19 protein-coding genes are annotated in these 18,873 nt (G+C 67.1%); 2 read left to right on the plus strand and 17 right to left on the minus strand.

Annotated elements, in window-relative coordinates; genetic code table 11:
* Nucleotides 1-43: 43 nt before the first annotated feature.
* From JWQ90_RS11155 to JWQ90_RS11175, 5 genes are all read right to left on the minus strand, one after another.
* Nucleotides 44-1,000 carry a hypothetical protein gene (locus tag JWQ90_RS11155; RefSeq protein WP_299693592.1) on the minus strand — a complete coding sequence of 319 codons (957 nt, stop codon included), beginning with the start codon at nucleotides 998-1,000 and terminating at the stop codon, nucleotides 44-46.
* A gap of 51 nt (nucleotides 1,001-1,051) precedes the next feature.
* Complete coding sequence (locus JWQ90_RS11160) at nucleotides 1,052-2,542, minus strand: protein adenylyltransferase SelO (RefSeq protein WP_299693595.1); 1,491 nt, start codon at nucleotides 2,540-2,542, stop codon at nucleotides 1,052-1,054.
* Between the two features lie 294 nt (nucleotides 2,543-2,836).
* Complete coding sequence (locus JWQ90_RS11165) at nucleotides 2,837-4,114, minus strand: NAD(P)/FAD-dependent oxidoreductase (protein WP_299693597.1); 1,278 nt, start codon at nucleotides 4,112-4,114, stop codon at nucleotides 2,837-2,839.
* A gap of 274 nt (nucleotides 4,115-4,388) precedes the next feature.
* A complete protein-coding gene (locus JWQ90_RS11170) occupies nucleotides 4,389-6,839 on the minus strand; it encodes a TonB-dependent receptor (protein ID WP_299693599.1) in 2,451 nt (816 codons plus the stop codon).
* On the minus strand, nucleotides 6,836-7,450 hold the full coding sequence (locus JWQ90_RS11175) for an ABC transporter substrate-binding protein (RefSeq protein ID WP_299693602.1): 615 nt from the start codon (nucleotides 7,448-7,450) through the stop codon (nucleotides 6,836-6,838). The genes JWQ90_RS11170 and JWQ90_RS11175 overlap by 4 nt, the downstream gene beginning before the upstream one ends.
* 250 nt (nucleotides 7,451-7,700) lie before the next feature.
* Here JWQ90_RS11175 and JWQ90_RS11180 point away from each other — a divergent pair, with 250 nt between their 5' ends.
* Nucleotides 7,701-10,319 carry an MMPL family transporter gene (locus JWQ90_RS11180; RefSeq protein ID WP_299693604.1) on the plus strand — a complete coding sequence of 873 codons (2,619 nt, stop codon included), beginning with the start codon at nucleotides 7,701-7,703 and terminating at the stop codon, nucleotides 10,317-10,319.
* 71 nt (nucleotides 10,320-10,390) lie between these two features.
* On the opposite strand, the gene JWQ90_RS11185 is transcribed toward JWQ90_RS11180, so the two are convergent.
* The 4 genes from JWQ90_RS11185 to JWQ90_RS11200 form a co-directional block, all read right to left on the minus strand.
* Nucleotides 10,391-11,641, minus strand: coding sequence for a hypothetical protein (locus JWQ90_RS11185; protein WP_299693607.1), 1,251 nt, complete (start codon nucleotides 11,639-11,641; stop codon nucleotides 10,391-10,393).
* Nucleotides 11,642-11,651: 10 nt separating this feature from the next.
* The gene (locus tag JWQ90_RS11190; protein ID WP_299693610.1) at nucleotides 11,652-12,545 is read right to left on the minus strand and encodes a PHB depolymerase family esterase; all 894 of its coding nucleotides are present in this window, start codon (nucleotides 12,543-12,545) and stop codon (nucleotides 11,652-11,654) included.
* A gap of 312 nt (nucleotides 12,546-12,857) precedes the next feature.
* On the minus strand, nucleotides 12,858-13,661 hold the full coding sequence (locus JWQ90_RS11195; protein ID WP_299693613.1) for an ABC transporter permease: 804 nt from the start codon (nucleotides 13,659-13,661) through the stop codon (nucleotides 12,858-12,860).
* Nucleotides 13,658-14,440, minus strand: coding sequence for an ABC transporter ATP-binding protein (locus tag JWQ90_RS11200; protein WP_299693616.1), 783 nt, complete (start codon nucleotides 14,438-14,440; stop codon nucleotides 13,658-13,660). Before JWQ90_RS11200 ends, JWQ90_RS11195 begins: the two co-directional genes overlap by 4 nt.
* 105 nt (nucleotides 14,441-14,545) lie before the next feature.
* Between JWQ90_RS11200 and JWQ90_RS11205 the strand changes: the two genes are divergently transcribed.
* Complete coding sequence (locus JWQ90_RS11205) at nucleotides 14,546-14,920, plus strand: hypothetical protein (RefSeq protein WP_299693619.1); 375 nt, start codon at nucleotides 14,546-14,548, stop codon at nucleotides 14,918-14,920.
* A gap of 71 nt (nucleotides 14,921-14,991) precedes the next feature.
* Here the strand turns inward: JWQ90_RS11205 and JWQ90_RS11210 are convergent, their stop codons facing one another.
* The 8 genes from JWQ90_RS11210 to JWQ90_RS11245 form a co-directional block, all read right to left on the minus strand.
* Nucleotides 14,992-15,498 (minus strand): GNAT family N-acetyltransferase, encoded by a 507-nt coding sequence (locus JWQ90_RS11210; RefSeq protein WP_299693622.1) that lies wholly within the window; start codon nucleotides 15,496-15,498, stop codon nucleotides 14,992-14,994.
* 14 nt (nucleotides 15,499-15,512) lie between these two features.
* On the minus strand, nucleotides 15,513-16,253 hold the full coding sequence (locus JWQ90_RS11215; protein WP_299693624.1) for a tetratricopeptide repeat protein: 741 nt from the start codon (nucleotides 16,251-16,253) through the stop codon (nucleotides 15,513-15,515).
* Between the two features lie 37 nt (nucleotides 16,254-16,290).
* Nucleotides 16,291-16,521: a cysteine-rich CWC family protein gene (locus JWQ90_RS11220; protein WP_299693629.1), complete on the minus strand. Its 231-nt coding sequence runs from the start codon at nucleotides 16,519-16,521 to the stop codon at nucleotides 16,291-16,293.
* Nucleotides 16,522-16,572: 51 nt separating this feature from the next.
* Nucleotides 16,573-16,794, minus strand: a complete 222-nt coding sequence (locus JWQ90_RS11225) for a DUF1161 domain-containing protein (RefSeq protein WP_299693632.1) — start codon at nucleotides 16,792-16,794, stop codon at nucleotides 16,573-16,575.
* Nucleotides 16,795-16,952: 158 nt separating this feature from the next.
* Nucleotides 16,953-17,381, minus strand: coding sequence for a VOC family protein (locus JWQ90_RS11230; protein ID WP_299693635.1), 429 nt, complete (start codon nucleotides 17,379-17,381; stop codon nucleotides 16,953-16,955).
* 20 nt (nucleotides 17,382-17,401) lie between these two features.
* Nucleotides 17,402-17,674, minus strand: a complete 273-nt coding sequence (locus JWQ90_RS11235) for a DUF4242 domain-containing protein (protein ID WP_299693638.1) — start codon at nucleotides 17,672-17,674, stop codon at nucleotides 17,402-17,404.
* 407 nt (nucleotides 17,675-18,081) lie between these two features.
* Entirely contained in the window at nucleotides 18,082-18,468 is a 387-nt protein-coding gene (locus tag JWQ90_RS11240; RefSeq protein WP_299693641.1) for a VOC family protein, read from the minus strand.
* A gap of 88 nt (nucleotides 18,469-18,556) precedes the next feature.
* Nucleotides 18,557-18,873 (minus strand): hypothetical protein (locus JWQ90_RS11245; RefSeq protein ID WP_299693643.1); only part of this gene is annotated, 317 nt, incomplete at its 5' end.

Here is an 18,873-nt window from a genome sequence, read left to right on the forward strand (position 1 = left end):
GCGATCGCGCATCGGGCGTACATGTCGGCAAGGGCATGCCGACCTACGGGTTGGAGCCCAGCACGCGGCTCAGCTTTGCCAGCAGCTTGGAGAATCGCGGCGTCTCTTCGCCGGCGAACGCGCGTCCGCGCTCGTTCAGAGCGAAGCCGTTGCCGGCTGCGGCATCCAGGCTTGCGTGGCCGTGTTTGAGCAGCAGGTCCAGTCCGGTCAGCAGCGCGTTGTCGTCGAAGCTCGATGCATAGGCCCAGGCGCTCTGCAGCCGCTCATAGGGGACGAAGGCCGCGCCGGCGGCCTGGCCGGCGAGCGTCCGCGCAACCAGGCGGTGTGCCACCTCAGTGGTCGGTGCGGGCGCCACATCCGCCAGCGGAGGGGCCAGCTGCAGCAGCACTTCGGGCGTTACCGGGCCCAGCAGCCAGGCTTCGCCGTCAGGGGTCAGCTGCCAGTAGCGGTCCATGCCGATCAGGCGCGGCAGCAGCAGGCCGTCGCGAACCACGACGTCCAGGCCGGTGCGCAGATCGCCGGCACGGTTGCCCATCTCCTGCCAGTAACGCGACAGCGTCATGCCGATCAGCCGGCTGTCGGCTTTCAGCCGCAGCTCGCGATATACGCCGAGGATGTCGTTGCGTAATCGCAGCTCGCTCAGGTGCGAGCGCTGCGCCGCCGCGACGCCGGCCGGGTCCGGTGCGGCCGGCGGGGGCGATGTCGCCGGTGCTGCGGCAGCGGCGGCAGGCGGCGCGGCGGTGATGTCGATCAGGCGGCGGAAGCCTTCGACGGTGAAGCGCAGATGCACCGGCTCGCGGCCCGGTGTCAGCGCAACCCAGTCTTCGTCGAACAGCCTCTGCAGCGAGCTGCCGAGCTGTGCCGGTTCGCGCCCGGCCTCGGCCCAGCGCTTGTGCAGCAGCTGCGCCGGCAGGCCCAGGCTCAGCGTCACGCTGTGCGCGTCCAGCCAGCGCAGGATGTCGTCGCAGGCGGGGTCGCCGATGATCGTTGGCAAAGTCATGATGCCCGGGCTCCTCGCATTCGGAAGATCGTCGGCCCTGCGGCCGAGCACTCAGGAAGAACAGCTGACGCTGATGTGCCGCGCTTCCGGCGGCGGCTCGGCAGCGTAAGCCTGGTTTTCAGGCTGCTCGTCGAACGGCCGCTGCACGATGCGGAACAGGCGGTCGATCTCGTCGGCGTCGCCGGCTTCGGCGCGCTCGATCGCGGCCTGCAGCAGATGATTGCGCAGCAGGTATTTCGGATTGACCGCGTGCATGCGCGCGCGCCGCGCCGCCTCGTCTTCACCATCGAACTGCAGCCGCGCGCGGTAGTCGGCGAGCCAGGCGTCGAAACCTTCGCGATCGGTGATCAGGTCGCGCAGCAGCGGCGTGCTTGCCGCATCGATGCGCAGCTCGCCGAGCGCGCGAAAGCTGAGGCTGAAATCGTTTTTTCCGCGATCCAGCAGGTTCAGGAAGCGGTTGATCAGCTCGCGATCCGCTTCCTGCGCCGAGCGCAGGCCGAACTTGGCCCGCCATAGTTCCATCATCCGCGTCGTGTACGCGGCCGGATAGCGATTCAGAATCCCGTTGGCGATTTCCACCGCCTGGTCGGGGTCCTCGTGCAGCAGCGGCAGCGTCGCCTGTAGCAGGCGCGAGCAGTTCCAGTGGCCGATCGTCGGCTGCTGGTCGTAGGCGTAGCGCCCGCCCTCGTCGGTGTGGTTGCAGATGTGGTGAGAGTCGAAGGCGTCGAGAAAACCGTAAGGCCCGTAGTCCAGCGTCAGCCCGAGCACGCTCATGTTGTCGGTGTTCATCACGCCGTGGCAGAAGCCCACCGCCTGCCACTGCGCGATCGTCCGCGCCGTGCGCTCGACGACTTCGCTGAGCCAGGCGGCGTAGCGGTTCGGGAAGCCGGCGAGCTCGGGGTAGTGATCGTCGATGACCAGGTCGGCGAGCGGCTTGAGCATCTCGTGACGCTGCAGCAGGTAGAAGTATTCAAAGTGGCCGAAGCGCACATGGCTGGGCGCGACGCGGCAGATGACCGCCGCCCGCTCCAGGGTCTCGCGCCGCACCGGCAGGCTGCTGCCGATCAGCGATAGCGAGCGCGTGGTCGCAATGCCGAGCGCGTGCATCGCCTCGCCGCACAGGTATTCGCGGATGCTCGAGCGCAGTACCGCGCGGCCGTCGGCGAAGCGCGAGTAGGGTGTCGGGCCGGCGCCCTTGAGCTGCAGTTCGCGCAGCCCGCCGCGCGCGTCGCGGACCTGGCCGACCATGATCGCGCGGCCGTCGCCGAGCTGCGGCACGTAGGAGCCGAACTGGTGGCCGGCGTAGACCGTCGCCAGATAGCAGCCGGCCGTGATTTTGCGGTTGCCGGCCAGCGCCTCGGTCAGGCCGGCATCGCCGGCCGTAGCGCTGTCCAGGCCCAGTTCCGCGGCCAGTCCGGCGTTGAAATGCAGCAGCCGCACATCGCTCAGCGGCGCCGGATCGACGCGCGAGTAGTAGGCCGGGTCCAGGCGCTCGAAATGGTTTTCGAACGGCAGATCGTCGAGTCGTGCATGGAGCTTCATCGGCACACTTTAACGCGCCGCGGGGCGAGGGCGTCGACCTACGGGCCCAGGCGCTGGAACGGTAGGAGCGGGTCGTACCCGCGACTGTGCGGTTCAGGGCCGGAGTCGCGGGCACGACCCGCTCCTACCCTTAGTTCATTGCAGATTTCTGCCGCGTCGACCCAAGGCCCAGGTGCTGGAACTGTAGGAGCGGTCCTTGACCGCGATTGCGCCGGGAGGGCCTCAATCGCGGTCAAGGACCGCTCCTACAGTGGCTGCATTGCAGATTCCTGCCGCGTCATGAGCACAGTGCAATCACGGCGCGCCCGGAGGCCGCGTATCCGAGCCGACGATCAGCCGCGCGCCGCGGCCATAGCTGAGGTAGTTCCAGAACCACTGGATCGCGACCAGGGTGCGGTTGCGCATGCCGATCAGGAAGTAGATGTGCGCGAAGCTCCACAGCCACCAGGCCAGGCGGCCGCTGAGCTTGAGCCGGCCGTAATGAATCACCGCGCTGTTGCGGCCTATCGTCGCCAGGTTGCCGAAATTGCGGTAGCGGAAGGCAGCCGGCCGCGGTTTGCCCTCGGTCTCGGCGCGGATGCAGGCGGCGACATGCTGGCCGGCCTGCTTGGCCGCCGGTGCGACGCCGGGCACCGGCGCGCCGTCCGCCGCTTTGACCGAGGCGGTATCGCCGATCACGAAAATCTCGGCGTGCCCCGGCACCGACAGATCTGCGCCGACGAGCGCGCGCCCGGCGCGATCCGCCGCGCAGCCGACCCAGCGCGCGGCCGGAGAGGCGGCGACGCCGGCCGCCCAGACGATGGTGTGCGCGTCGATGCGATCCTTCTGCAGCGTGACGCCCTGGGCGTCGCAGCCGATCACCTGGGCGTTGAGGCGCACGTCGACGCTCATGCGCTGCAGATCGCGGCGCGCGACTTCGGACAACGATTCCGGAAACGCGCCGAGCAGCCGCGACGCGCCTTCGACCAGGATGATCCGCGTGTCGCGCGGGTCGATGCTGCGGAAGTCCGCGGCCAGCGCATGCTGCGCCAGCTCGGCGATCGCGCCGGCCATCTCGACGCCGGTGGGCCCGCCGCCGACGATCACGAACGTGGTCAGCGCGCGGCGCAGCGCGGCATCGTCGGTGTTCTCCGCGCGCTCAAAGGCCAGCAGCAGGCGGCGGCGGATCAGCGTGGCATCGTCGATGCGCTTCAGGCCCGGCGCGATCGGCGCCCACTCGTCATGGCCGAAGTAGGTATGCGTGGCGCCGGTGGCCAGCACCAGGTAGTCGTAAGGCAGGCGCCGGCCGTCATTGATGATGACTTCGCGCGCGGCGGTATCGACCGCGCCGACGGCGCCCAGCAGCACGCGCGCATTGGCCTGGTTGCGCAGCACGCTGCGCACCGGCCATGCGATGTCGGACGGATTCAGGCCCGCGGTCGCGACCTGATAGAGCAGGGGCTGGAACAGGTGGAAGTTGCGGCGATCGACGACGGTGATATCGACGTCCGCCTTGGCCAGTGACTGCGCCGTGGTCAGGCCGCCGAAACCGGCGCCGACGATGACGACTTGCTTGCGATCAGGGGCGTGCATGCGCGGAGTTTATGCGATTGCCATTCGCCCGCCCGCCGGTAACTCAATCGGGGAGTAGGGTGGGCAAACATTTTTTCGTTTGCCCACGCGGATGACGCGCTAACTCCCCGCGTGGGCACGCTTCGCTTTGCCCACCCTACGGTTCTACGGCGGGATCGTCAGCGAGTAGCGAGTAGGTTGGGGTGAGCGCAGCGAACCCCAACATTCGTCCCGCGCCAACGGCAGTGATCGTTGGGGTTCGCTGCGCTCACCCCAACCTACTCAGCGTGTGCCTTCACAGCCTGATCGTCAGGTCCAGCGTATAGAAGCGCCCGTAGTCCGCCATCCAGCGGACGCTGTTGCCCGGCGCCAGCGGCTGGCTCAGGGCCTGGTTGTAGATCGCCACGTCGCTGAGGTTGTGACCGGCGAAGGTCAGCGTCCAGCCCTCCGCCGGCGTCGCCGCGGTGACACGTGCGTTGTAGACCAGGGTCGCTTTTTGCAGCTTGGCGGGATCGTCGTCGACATCCAGATAACGCTGGCTGCGATACAGCAGGTCGCCGCCGACGGTCACGTGGATCGGGCCGGGCAGCGGCAGCAGGTAGGCGGGCACGAAGCTCGCGGTCCACTTCGGCGCCAGCTCCAGCGGCCGGCCGCCGAGATCCTGGGAGTCCTCGCCGGAGCTGGAGATCGCCGGCGCGTTTTCATACTTCACGTAATGCGCATCCGCATAGCCGAACGAGCTGCTGAGCAGCATGCCCTGCAGCGGCATCCAGGTGAAATCGCCCTCGAATCCGCTGGATCGCGCCGATGCCGCGTTGAGAATGACGAAGCTGCCATCCTGGAACGTCGATACCTGCAGGTCCTCGAACGTGGTCGTGAACGCGGCGATGTTGAACTGCACCGGCATGCCGAAGAAGCGCGCGCGCGTCTTGGCGCCGATCTCATAGCTGGTCGCCAGCTCCGGCTGGTACTCGAGGTTTTCGGCCGACAGCGGCCGGCCGTTGAAGCCGCCGCTCTTGTAGCCCTGAGCCCAGGTGAAATACGCGGTCAGGGCCTTGTTCGGCTCGTACTTCAGGCCGGCTTTCGGCGACAGGTCCCAGTCGCCCTGCGATGCGCGGGTGTCGTGATCCTTCTGCGCGCCGTTGGTGATCAGCGGAATCAGCGGACTGTTGGTGTGGCTGTAGGCATCGGCGGTCTTGCGCTCGTAGCCGAAGCGCAGGCCGCCGATGATCGAAAGATCCTCGAGCACGCGATGTTCGAACTGCCCGAAGTACGCATAGCTCTGGGTGTGCTGGTCCAGGCCCACCGCCGCCGAAACCTGCTGGCCGATCACCGGAGCGGTCAGCGGCGACAGCACGTCGAGAATCTGGCCCAGCGGCGGCGCCAGCGCGCCGAACAGGCGGCCGGCCGAGCCGGAACTGCTGCGGCCCGCCAGCTGCGCATCGGCCTGCGCCGCGACCTCGTAGGCGGCGGCCGCACCAAGGTCTTCGACCAGGAACAGGTCCGAGGTCGTGTAGTGCGAATCGAACAGGAAGAAGCCGGTGACGAAGCTGACGCCGTAACCCCAGCCGAACAGATCCGGCGTCTCGCCGGCCAGGCGCAGCTCCTCGCTGATCTGCTGGTAGCGCGAGGGCTTGACCAGCTGGTCGACGATAAATGGAATGGGGCTGAAATCCGCATCGAGATCGTCGCGGTGCTCGGTGCTGCCGGCGTAGGCGGTGACCGAGGTCACGGTCGCCTTGTTCATGCGCCACAGCTCGCCGGGATCGAAGTCGACGGTGACATGTCCGCCGTACAGATCGGCATCGTCGCGCGAGGGATGATTCTCGGAGTTGGTGTGATTGCTGGCGTCGGCCTCGGCCAGCGGATCGTAGGTCTGCGCCAAGGCCAGCATGTTCGGCCCGACGTGGTCGAAAGCGAACAGGTTGTAGTTGCGGAACTGGTGCGAGTAGAACCCGCCGAGGTCGACATGGAACGGACCCGCGCCGTCGTAGCCGATGCGCGCGCGCGCCGTGCGCTGCGAAGGGTTGGACTCGCCGCGCTCGAGGTCGGTGTTGTACTGCGAGCCCTCGTCGCCATACGTGGCGTTGCCGGCCAGGCGCGAGCTCCAGCCGTCGCCGAGCGCGACGTTGAATGCCGGCTGGATCGAGCGGCGGCCATAGCTGCTGCCGGTGAAATCGCCGACCGCCTCGGTCGACGAGCGCGCCGTATTGGTGCTCAGGTTGAGCAGGCCGGCGGTGGTGTTCTTGCCGAACAAGGTGCCTTGCGGACCGCGCAGCACCTCGAGTCGGTCGATATCGAAAAAGAACGCCGACAGGAACGCGCTGCGGCCGTAATAGACGCCGTCGACGACGGTGCCCACCGAGGGATCGAACGAGGGATTCAGATCCGGCGTGGCGAAGCCGCGCACGCCCAGCGTGCCCGAGTTGCCGGCGACGGTGATGTTGAGATTCGCCGCGTAATTCTGCAGGTCGTTGAACGAGGCCAGCCCCGCCTGGCGGATGAATTCGCCATCGACCGTGGTCAGCGACACCGGCACGTCCTGCGCATCGCGCGCGGTCTTGGTGGCGGTGACGACCACGGTTTCGATCTCCATCGGCCGCTCGGCGGGAGCATCGGATGATGCGGTGAGCGGCAGGCTCGCGGCCTCGTCCTGGGCGGACGCTGTGGTCAGCGGCAGCAAGCCCAAAGCCAGCCACGCGGCGCGGTGCCCGGCGCGGCGCCGGGCAGGGCGACGCGCGCTCATGGCGCGGTTCCGCAGGCGGCGCGGGCCTGCTGGTTGCGGTACTCGAGTTCGGTGAGCAGGCCGTCGATGCCGCTGCGGGTGATCAGCGCCTCGTACTGGGCCGAGCGCACCGCCAGGTCACTGACGCCCTGGGCGACGACGTTGACGATCTTCCAGTCCCCGCCGTTCTGGCGCAGCGTGTAGTCGAAGCTCACCGGGTCGCCGCTGGCCGGCAGCAGCCGCGCCGAGACGCGGCCAGCGGCTGCGTCGTCGTCGTCGTCGCTGCTCAGCATTTCGAAGTGCGTGGTCTTGTCCGCGGCGGTGCTGGCGAACTCGCTGGCGTAGGTGGTAATCGCGGTGTCGGCGATCACGGCGCGGAAGCGCGCGCGCTGGGCGTCATCCAGATCCTTCCAGTGGCGGCGCAGCAGCTTCTGCGCGATCAGGTCGAAGTCGAAAGCCTTGCCGACCACCGGCTCCAGGCGCTGGCGCCGCGCCGCGCAGGACTGCGGCATGCGCAGGCCGGCGATCAGCGCCGTCTGCAGTCCGTCGACGACGGCGGCCGCCGGTGACGATGCAGCTCCGGCCCACACCGGCAGCAGCGCCAGGCCCAGCACCGCAATGAATCTCGACACGTCGTCTCCTGTTCGCTGGTTGATAAGTCCCGTTTCTGAGCATGCCATCGGTGCTCGTGTAGGAGCGGGTCATACCCGCGACTGAGGCCCTGAAGAGCACAGTCGCGGGTATGACCCGCTCCTACACCCGTAGGTCGGCAATCCTTTGCCGACGTGTGCCCTCGATTACACATCGAAAGCGACACGTCGGCAAAGAATCGCCGACCCACGAGTTAGCATGGCGGCGGATGATCCGGCCGCCAGAGGTGGTATGCAAGAGCACAAAACGACTGCGCAACGCGGAGCGCCATGGACCGCACGCTGGGTCGCCTTCGTGCAGCGCCGCAGCGCGGCGGTGCTGCTGTTCTGCGCTCTGCTCGGCATCGGAGTCGGCGTCTACGTCGCCGGTCATCTGAGCGTCGACACCAACACCGAGAACATGCTGTCGCCGCAGCTGCCCTGGAGGCAGGCCGAGCGCGCGCTGCTCGACCGTTTCCCGCAGCTGGAACGCAGCCTGGCCGTCGTCATCGACGCGCCGACGCCGGAGGCCGCGGACCTCGCCCAGCAACAGCTGGTCAGGCAGCTGCGCCAGCGGCCCGATCTGTATCGCAGCGTGTTCGCGGCCGAGACCGAGGCCTACTTTCGCCAGAACGGCCTGCTCTACCTGCCCACCGATGCGCTCGACGCGCTGGCGCAGCAGCTGAACCTGGCGCAGCCTTTCCTGGCGACGCTGGGCCGCGATCCCAGCCTGCGCGGCTTGTCCGGCTTGTTGATCCCCGCGCTGCAGCGGCCCGAGGCGCTGCCTTTCGATCTGAGCCCGGCCTTCAACGCGCTTGCCGACGGTGTCGGCGCGGCCATCGACGGCCGTAATCAGGCGCTGTCCTGGCAAAGCATGATGGGCGGCGCCGATGCCGGCAGCGCGAGCTCGATGCTGCAGCCCGGCAGGCGCCGCTTCATCGCGCTCGACCCGGTGCTCGACTTCCGTCAGCTGACGCCGGCCGCCGCGGCGATCGGCTATGTGCGGCAACAGATCACTGCGCTGCGGGCCAGCGATCCGCAGATGGACGAGGTGCGCGTGCGTCTGACCGGCTCGGTCGCGCTCGAACACGAGGAGCTGCTCAGCGCCTTCGGTGGCACCGGTGTCGCGCTGATCGGCGCGACGCTGCTGGTCGCCGTGCTGCTGTGGCTGGCCTTGCGCTCGGTCTGGCTGGTGATCGCCGCGGTGCTGACGCTGGTCTACGGCCTGCTGCTGACGGCCGGCTTCGCCGCGCTCGCGGTCGGCCATCTGAACCTGATCTCGATCGCCTTCGGCCTGCTCTATGTCGGCCTGGGCATCGACTACGCGCTGTACCTGTGCATGCAGTACCGCGAGCATCGCGCCCAGGGTATCGAGCGTGCCGCGGCGCTGCCGCGCGCGGCTGGCGAAGTCGGCGGCTTCATGCTGGTCTGCGCGCTGACCACCTCGATCGGATTCTTCGCTTTCATCCCGACCCGTTTCGCCGGCATCGGCGAGCTGGGGCTGATCGCTGGCGTCGGCATGTTCGTCAGTTTCGCGGTCAGCCTGACGCTGCTGCCGGCCTTGATCGCGCGTCTGCCTCAAGGCATCAAAGCGCGCGTAACAAAGCCCGGTTCGGGTTTTGCGGCGCGCGTCCTGGCCTGGCCATATCGCTATGCCGGGCCGATCCGGATCGCCGCCGTCGTGCTCGGCCTGGCCGCGATCGCGCTGGCAACGCAGGCGCGCTTCGACACCGATCCGCTGAACCTGCGCGACCCGCATTCCGAATCGGTCGCGACGTTCCGCGATCTGCTGCGCGATCCCTCGCTGCCGCCGCTGACGCTGTCGGTGCTGGCGCCGGATGCGGAGCAGGCGAAAGCGATCAGCGCCCGTTTGTCGAAGCTGCCGGAGGTCGCGCGTGCTTTCAGCCTCGGCGATCTGGTGCCGTCGGATCAGCCCGACAAGCTGGCGATCATCGACGACCTGGTGCTGAGCCTGAACCTGCCGCCGCCGGCACCGGCCGCCGCGGTGACGCCGGAGCAGGAGGCCGCGGCCGCGCAAGCCCTGGCCGAGGCGCTCGCTGCGAGCCCTTTGCCCGCAGCGGCAAAACTGAGCACGCAATTGCGGCGTCTGGTCCAGTCGGCTGATGGCGCGGACGCTGCCGCGATCGTGTCGCATCTGCACACAAACCTGTTCGGCGCGCTGCCGGCGCAGCTCGCACAGTTGCGCGAGTCGCTGAAGGCGGGAGCCGTCACCGAAGCCGATCTGCCGGCCGAACTGCGTCGCCGCTACCGCAGCGACGACGGCCAGTATCGGGTCGAGATCTGGCCGCGCGAATCGCTGGAATCGCCGGCGGCGATGGCACGTTTCGTCGACGCGGTGCGCGGCGCCGCGCCGGCGGCGGTCGGCCCGCCGATCGGCTTCCTGGAGGCCGGACGCACCGTGGTCGACGCATTCCGCGAGGCCTTCAGCTACGCGATCGTCGCGGTGCTGCTGCTGCTGATGATCCTGCTGCGCAGCGTCGCCGACACCTTGCGCGTGGTGTTGCCGCTGCTGCTGGCCGGCGCGTTCACGGTCGCGGCGATGGTGTTGCTGAAGCAGCCCTTCAACTTCGCCAACGTGATCGCGCTGCCGCTGGTGCTCGGCGTCGGCGTGGACTACGGCGTGTATCTGGCGCAGAGCGGGCGCGCCGCGCCGCGCGGCGCCAACCTGCTGCAGACCAGCACTGCGCGCGCGGTCTGGTATGGCGCACTGATCACCATCGCCAACTTCGGCAATCTGATGCTGGCGCCGCATCCGGGCATGGCCAGCATGGGTTTGCTGCTGACGCTGGGTTTGTGCATGACGCTGTTGTGCACGCTGGTACTGCTGCCGGGACTATTGAACCGCCCGTAGGTCGGCAATCCCTTGCCGACCTGAGGCCCTCGTTGCGCATCGACGGTACATGTCGGCAAAGGATTGCCGACCTACGGTGCGAACCGCCGCGCATACACCGCGCGGCCGCTGCCATCCAGGCCGTAGACCTGCCAGGCCGCGACCAGATTGCCCGCCGCGTCCGAGGCGATGGCCGGCTGCAGGATGGCATTGCTGGTGGTGCCGCCGTCGGCGCGGATCGTCGCGCCGGCCGTGCCGTCGGCATCGTAGCGGCGCAGGTAAAGCCCGTCGGAATAGGCGGCGACGACGATCTGGCCCGCCGCGTTGGCCGCCAGCGCCGGCTTGCGCAGCAGATGCTCGGCATCGACCGCGACCGGGGCGCCGAGCGCGGCGCCGTCGACGCCGTAGCGGCGCAGCATGATGCCGCGCGGTGTCGAGTCCGGCGCATTGGTCTGCCAGGCCAGCGCGAAGCTGCCGTCGGGCGCGACCGCGAGCACCGGACGATCGACCGCGATGCCGCTCGTGCTCACGTCGGCCTGGAAGCCTGCACCCAGCGGCTTGCCGTCGGCGCCGTAGCGGCGCGCATACACGCCGAGGAACTGGCCCAGGTTGGTCGTCGGCGTCAGCAGGCCGACCTGCGAATCGGAGTTCCAGGCGACAACGAAGCCGCCCTGTTCGTCGATGCCGACGCTGGGTACGCGCAGATTGTTGATGTAGCTGTTCTGCACGGTGATCGCCGCTTCCTTGGCGACACCGTCGGCGCTGTAGCGCTGCGCCACGATGAAGCCCGGCACGACGTTGGTCGCCACTGGCAGGCTCTTGCCGCGCTCGGGCCAGGCGACGATGAAGTCGCCATTGCTGCCGATCGCAACGCTCACCAGCGCATAGATGTCGCGCTCGCCGGTGTTGACGCGGAGCTGGCCGCCGCGCGGCGTGCCGTCGGCCGCGTAACGCTGCGCGAACACGCCGGTGGTCGCGGGCAGATGCGTTGCGCTGTTCCAGACGACGACGAATTCGCCGCTGGCATTCATCGCCACCGCCGCGTTGCCCTGGCGCTCGGCAGACTCGCTGTTGATGCGGAACTGGCCGCCAATCGGAGTGCCGTCCGCTGCATACCGTTGGGCGTAGATGTCGTTGAGTCGGGCGCTACCCTTGTCGCTTTCCCAGACCACGACGAAGCGCCCGTCGGCGGCGCTGGCGACCACCGGCAGGCCCTGGTTGCCGGGCGTGGCGGGGTTGACCCGGAACTCCGGCGCGAGCGCGGCCTGCGCAGCGGCGAGGTTGGGTGCGAGGGCGCCGGTGATCAGGCAGGCGAGGGCGATGCAGTTGCGAACGATGCTCATGGGCTAGCCCTCAAGGACGCGCGAACTGGCTGACGAAAGCCCAGATCGCGTCGGTGGCGTTGAAGTCCTGGCTGGTGACGCCCAGCCCGAGTGTGTAGCGCGCCGAGCCCGGCCAGGTGTGGCCGCCGCCGGTGACGACGTACTGGTCCACCGCCAGGCCGCTGGCGCAGCCGCGCCAGGAATGCACGACGGTCGAGGTGCCGTCGTCGACCGTGTCGGGTATCACCGAGTCGGTTGCCTCGTCGGTGCAGCCGTCGATGCCGCGCCACAGCGCGATCGTCTCGGCCGCGGAGCGCTTCAACAGGTTGCCGTTGAACGGCACGATCGGGTCGGCGACGCCGTTGATGTACAGCATTGGCGTGCCCACCGGGGGTGTGCAGTTCAGCGCGTCGAGCTGCTCGATGGTGGTCGACACCACACCGACCGCGGCGATGCGCTCGGGCTGCTCGCAGGCGTAACGCTGCGCCATCAGGCCGCCGTTGGAGTAGCCGGCCATGTAAACGCGCTTGGGATCGATCGGATACCGGGCGACGGCGTCGTCTATGACCCGGGTCAGGAACTTGACGTCGTCGACGGTCTTGACCGAGGCCGCGCCGTAATTCCATTTACCCTCGATGCCGTCGGGCAGGATCACCCAGGCGCCCGAGTCGCGTGCCAGGCGCGCGATATTGGTCAGGTCGGCCATGTCTTCGGGTGTGCCGTGCAGGTAATGCAGCAGCACGACGGCCGGCGCCGGCGTCGCGCTGGCCTGGTTGGGCCTGAAGTAGATGACGTCTCGGTTGCGCAGGTCCGAATAGACCTTGCCGGTAAAGCTGGTGACGTTCTCGACCTGCTGTACGTCGTGGGCCCATAGCGGCGCGCAGACGCACAGCAACATCGCTGCAGCGGACAGACGGAGGTTCATGCCCCTCTCCCTTTTTGTTGATCCCCAGTGGCCGCATTCTGCATCAGCCGCGCGCGCATGAATGTCAGCCGTTTGCTCTTGGCAGAGCGCCGCGAATCCTGCTAGTGCAGCGGCTCATTCGGGAACTGCAATGGCACTACTGTAGGAGCGGTCCTTGACCGCGATTGAGACCCCGTCGGCACAATCGCGGTCAAGGACCGCTCCTACAGTCGTAGGTCGGCAATCCTTTGCCGACGTGTACCTTCGATGCGCAACCGGGGCCTCACGTCGGCAAAGGATTGCCGACCTACGAGCGCAGGGATGCAGATCCGCTCAGGCCACGCTCTCGGCGCTGTAGCGCGCCAGCAGCCCGCTGCGGATCGCCTGCTTGAACACCCGCGAAAACAGCCAGCAGGCGAGTGCGATCTGCAGCAGCGCCAGTCCCAGCCCGGCCGCCAGCGCGGCCGACGAGACACCATCGCCGGCGACGACGCTGCGCATGCCTTCGAACACATACGACGGCGGCAGCGCGCGGCCGACTGCCTGCATCCACGGCGGCAGCGTCGCCAGCGGGTAGAACACGCCGGCGAACGGCGACAGCAGCGCCGGGATCGGCCACACCAGCCATTCCGACGCCGGCCCCAGGCGCAGCACCATCGCACAGGCAAAGATGCCCAGTGCGATGCCGAACAAAAACAGCACCAGCATGAACGGAATCAGCAGCAGGCCGTAGCTCGCGAACGACAGGCCGAACACGCCGGTCGCCAGCACCAGCATCACCAGCAGGCCGACCAGGCTGGCGAGCACGCTGGTCAGCACCAGGCCGCCGAGATAGCTGCGCACCGACAGCGGCGATGCAAACAGGTTGAGGAAGTTGCGCGACCACACGTCCTCGAGGAAGGCCGTGGTCACGCCCTGCATCACGCGCGAGAAGAAGTCCCACAGCAGCACCGCGCCGAGCATCGTCGCGACGAAGTCCGGGCCGCCGTGGCTGACGCCGCTCAAATAGCGGCTGATGAAACCCCAGAGCACGATGTCGACCGCGACCCAGGCGAAGATCGGCAGCACCCGCGTCGGGCTGCCGCGCATCAGGTAGAACTGGCGCAGCGCAATGGCGTAGAGCGCATGCAGATTCATCGCGCGGCCTCGCGCTGCTCGGCGCTGTTCGCCGGATCGCGCGCCAGGCGCACGAACAGGTCTTCCAGCGAATCCGCGCGGTGTTCCTGCGCCAGCGTGCGCGGATCGCCTTCGAGCAGCACGCGGCCCTGCGACATGATCATCACGCGATCGCAGACCTCCTCGACCTCGACCATGTTGTGCGAGGTCCACAGGATGCCGCCGCCGTCATCATTGGCGATGCGCCGGATCTGCTCGCGGATATCACGCGCGGTCGCCGGGTCCAGCGACGCGGTCGGCTCGTCGAGCAGCAACAGCTTAGGCCGGTTCAGCAGCGCTTTCGCCAGGCACACCCGCGTCTGCTCGCCGCTGGACAGCAGGCCGCAGCGGGTGTCGCGGAAGGCCAGCAGATCGAACTGTTCCAGTAAGGCCTCGATGCGCGCCTGCAGCGACCGCACCTGATAGATCAGGCCGAAAATCCGCAGGTTCTGCTCGACCGTCAGATTGCCGGGCAGCGGCGCGTACACCGCGGCGAAGTTGGTCGCGGCCAGCGCACGCCTGCGCTGGCGCGATACGTCGAAGCCGTCGATCAGGATGCGGCCGGCGCTGGGCTCGAGTACGCCGAGCACCATGTTGATCGTCGTGGTCTTGCCGGCGCCGTTGGGGCCGAGCAGGCCGACGATTTCGCCCGGCGCGACATGGAAAGAAATATCGTGGACGGCGCGCTTGTCGCCGTAGCGCTTGCACAGATCGCGGACCGTCAGCACCGGTGCGGGCAGGGATGGATCGGCTGTCGTCATAAGCGCGCGATCTTGCCATGTGTGGGTGGCGGTGGGGGATCAGCCGCCGGTCAGCGGGCGGCGCTCGCGTAGAATCCGCGCTTCTCCGCAACGGCTCTCCTTTTCGTGTCCCAGCTGTCATTTGCCAAGCGGCTGGTGGTCTGCGCCGTTATCGCCACACTCGTCGCCCAGGGGCTGGGCGTGCTGCTGTGGGCCGGTTACTCGCGCCAATGGTTGCCATTGCATGTTGCGGCCGGTGCGATCCTGGTGATCGGTTTGTGGATCGCCGGCTACATGGCGGCCCGATCCGGCGTATCGATCTACCGCGTGATGTTCGCGGCCTTCTGGGGTTTCGTGGTGATCGGCCTCGGCTACTGGCAGTCCGACCTGCTGGTCGGCGAGCGGCACCGGTTGCCGCGCGCGATGCACCTGATCGCCGGCATCGCGGCACTGGCGCAGATCCGCTACCTGACGACCAGCACGGCGTCAAACAAGCCGTAGGTCGGCAATCCCTTGCCGACGTGTAAAGCCCGATGCGCAATCGAGGCACACGTCGGCAAAGGATTGCCGACCTACAGGTCGATAGCGAACAGCAGGATCGGCGCCGCCTCCGCCAGGCTGACGCTGCCTTCCGGCTTCATCCCCAGCTTGAGCAATACGGCGATCGAGGCCTGGTTGTCCGGCTGCGTGATCGCCAGCAAGCGCTGCAGCCCGAATTCGCTGCGCCCCTGCTCGATCACCGCCCGCGCCGCTTCGGGAATATAGCCCTGGCCGAAGTACGCCGGCCGCAACGCGAAACCGATGTCGACATCGGGCAGCGTGTCGCGCTTGATCAGCCCGCACAGGCCGATCGGTGTCGAGTCCGCCGGCAGCTCCACGCAATACAGGCCGAAGCCGAGCCGCTGGTAGCTGCCGATCGGCCCCTCGCGCAGATAGCGGCGCGCATCGTCGAGATCATGCACATTCTTGTCGCCGATGTAGCGCAGCCAGGTCGGCTCGTTGACCAGCTCGAGGATGAAGGCCGCATCGTCGAGTGTCAGCTGGCGCAGGCGCAGCCGCGGGGTCTGCAGGGGCATCATGGCATGCGGCTCATTCAAACAGCCTGGGACTCGCGCAGTGCCATCGCGACCCACTGCTTGTTGACGTTGTTGTAATGGTGGCCGGCGATACGGCTTTCGTCGACGATCTTCTGGAACAACTCGCACGCCTGCTGCGCCTGGCCGCTGCGTTTCAGCACGGCGGCGAGGCGGCAGGTCGGCTCCGGGCCCGGGTAGTAGCGGCGCAGCGCCTCGTATTCGTGGATCGCGGACTCGGTCTTGCCGAGCTCGTCCTGGGTGCGCGCATACAACAGATGGCCCTCCGCAGAACGGAAGTCGGGGTTCTTCTCCTTGAAGCTCTCCAGGGTCGCCGCCGCGGCGTCGAATTCGCCCAGCCCGAACTGCGATCGCGCCAGCCCGACCATCAACTGCGGATCGTCGGCGTGGATACCCTTGAGGTAGCGCGCGTACAGCTCCCGGGCTTCGGCGTAGCGCTCTTTCTGCAGGTACTGCTCGGCCAGCGCGAGCGCGTTCTTGACCGTGTCGGCGACGGCGAGCTGCTGCGTGGCCTGGCGCAGCTCGCGGTCCGGGTTGACCCTGCGGCTCAGATTGTGCCGCGCCTTGTACGCAGCGCGGCTGTTGCTGAACTCCGGCAGCAGTTCGACGATCAGGTAGGCGAGGGTGCCGATCAGCGGAAAGAACAGCAGGATGAAGATCCAGCTCATGTTGCGGCCGGTCTTCAGCACATGCACCACCAAGCCAAGCTGGACGATCAGCGACAGGATGAAAAACGGCATTGCTTCGAGCTTCCCGGCGAACGGACTGCTGCCGATTTTAGTCGTTCGCGGGCTTCACCGTCGGCGCCGGGACGGTGCCGTTTGCAGTGGCGCAACGCCGGCACAGGCAGGCTTTGCCGCGCTCCGAAACGGGCAGGCCTGCGATCACTGCAGGATCAACGACCACGTCACGGCACCAGCAGGGCCCGTCGAAAGTGCCGCTGGCCGCTGGTGCGCAGCCGTTGGCTGCGCCACACAGCGGACAGGTCGGGTTTGCTGCCGGCGTCATGCGGGTTTGCCCCAATGCACGAACGGACGGCACAGAAACCGGTGATCGGGGCTACTTCTTCGAGTAGACGATCTTCTTGGCGCCGCCCTCGCAGCTGCCGACCACCTTGGCGTCGCCGGCGGCGTCGCTGGCGACGATCTCCAGCGTGTAGCCGCTGGCGTGCTTGGCGTCGATCTTGGCGGCAATTTCAGTCTTCAGTTCTTCGCAGGGCTTGCCGGCGAAAGCGGTGCCCGCGGCGGACAGCAACAATACTGCGACGATGATTCGGTTCATGGCGGCTCCCCATTCGATGTCGATTGTTTTAGTAGCTCTTGCCCGGTCCGCGCCTCCCATCGGCGCGAACCGGGCGCGGCATTATTCGCAGCGTCCCGGAGCCGAAGCAAGTGAGGCCGCTTGTTGCTTCTGCGCCTTGCTGGCGCGGGTGCCCGCGGTCAGGCGGACGCGGGCGGATCGAAGCGCGGCTCGTAGACCAGCTCGAGTTTTATCCCGTCCGGATCGGCGAAAAACAGCGCGTAGTAGCCCGGCGTGTAGTCGTATTCGGCGGGTGCGTCGAGAACCGTGCCGATCCGCTCGGCGAGCAGGAATTCGTGAAAGCGGTCGACCTGCGCACGGCTGCCGAGATGAAACGCCAGGTGATGCAGGCCGACCGAATACCGGTTGTGCGGCGTCGCGAGCCTGGCCTGGTGCAGACCGATACTGAGCGTGGCGCCAGCGCGCGCGCGCACCCAGCAGGGCACTTCGCCCTCGTACTCACTGGTCCGCGTGTAGCCGAGCCGGCCCAGAACCTTGTCGTAGAAGACGCTGGAGATCGCCAGATCCGCGACGCTGAGATCCAGGTGATTGATGAAACCGTTCTGCATGAGCCGGGCGCCGAGCGGCGCTACTCCGCCGTTGTGGGATCAATGGTCGACGTGACCTGCGATACACGGTTTGCAGGAAAGCCGCCTTGCCTGGCGTGCTCTCTTACAAGCGCCTCGTTGGGGGCGATATACACGCAGTAGATTTTGTCGCCCGTCACATAGCTTTGAAGCCACTGCACCTGGGGGCCCAACTCGTTGAGAACGCCGCAGGACGTTTGCGAGATCGCTTTCAATTCTTGCGCCGTGAGCTTCCCCGCCCCTGGAATCTCGCGCTCGATGACGTACTTCGGCATGGCCAGCTCCATTTCGTAGGTGACAGCGGGGCTCAGCTTACGCTTATGCGACAGCGGGTTGAGACCTGCGGGCCGATGAACCCCAGCGATGCCCTTTTTCGGCCCAGGCGCCACCCATAACGTCCCGGCGCCCGGTTTCAAAGACCCAGGCGCCACCCAAAAAGGGGCATGCGCCGCACTAAAACACCGACGCTCCGGGCAAAAAGGCCGAGGCGCCGCTCGCCGAGTCCCACCCGCCGCTCCCGGAACCCGGCCTCTGCCCCAAAAAGACCCGCTGGCCGGGTTCCGAGCCCGGCGGGCGGGTCTTTTATACCCGCCGCGCCGCGCCGATGATCAAGCGGCCGGTACGTCACCAGCACGAACAACACCGAAGGGCTGCAGATTCGTGCTGAAGCCAATGACACGGGTCATTGGCCGGCAGGCGGTTGCCAAAGTTCGGCCTTGTTTCCTTCTGGATCGATGACCCAGGCAAACTTCCCGTACTCGGAATCGTCGATCTTCTCGAGAACGTTGCAACCTTCTTCGCGTAAGACTTTAACCAGCGCGTGGAGATCCTCCACCCGGTAATTGACCATGAAAGTTGCAGTGCTGGGCGCAAATTGGTCGCCTTGAGCCGAACCGATGGACCAGACGGTCGTTCCGGCAACCGGCTTGCCTTCACCGTCGGTCCAGGTGAAAGCCGTGCCGCCCCATGCCTGGACATCGATCCCGAGGTGCCGCTTGTACCAGGCCTGTAGTGCTGGAGCGTCTTTGGCTTTGAAGAAGATGCCGCCAATGCCAGTGACTCGCTTCATGGAACCTCCGAGAACGGGTGGTGAGGGAGAGTGTGTTTTCTGCGGCCGAACCCGGTTGAACCGCCAGGCCGCAATCGATCATTCCTGTTCAACTGCCCTGTTCAACTGCGGACTTGATATCGTTCAGGTCTTGCAAGAGGGCCTTTTTCGCCACGCCCTTGAACAGAACCCCCATTGGGATCGACAGTAATCTTGCAACGAAACTTTGAGGCTCGGAATCATGAACACCAGGGCCTGTTGACATTGAATTGATCGCTGCGCTGGCCCCAAAGCGGGCGCAGTGCAAGGATCGACCGACGCGGTGTACTGGACGTACACAAGGAGGGAGAGACGCCGCAATGCGCCCGCTTTGGGGCCAGCCCTTCGGGTTGCCGCCAAAGAGACGGCCATGCCGCGTTGCTCGTC

Source organism: Hydrocarboniphaga sp. (assembly GCF_028291725.1).
Lineage (GTDB): Bacteria > Pseudomonadota > Gammaproteobacteria > Nevskiales > Nevskiaceae > Hydrocarboniphaga.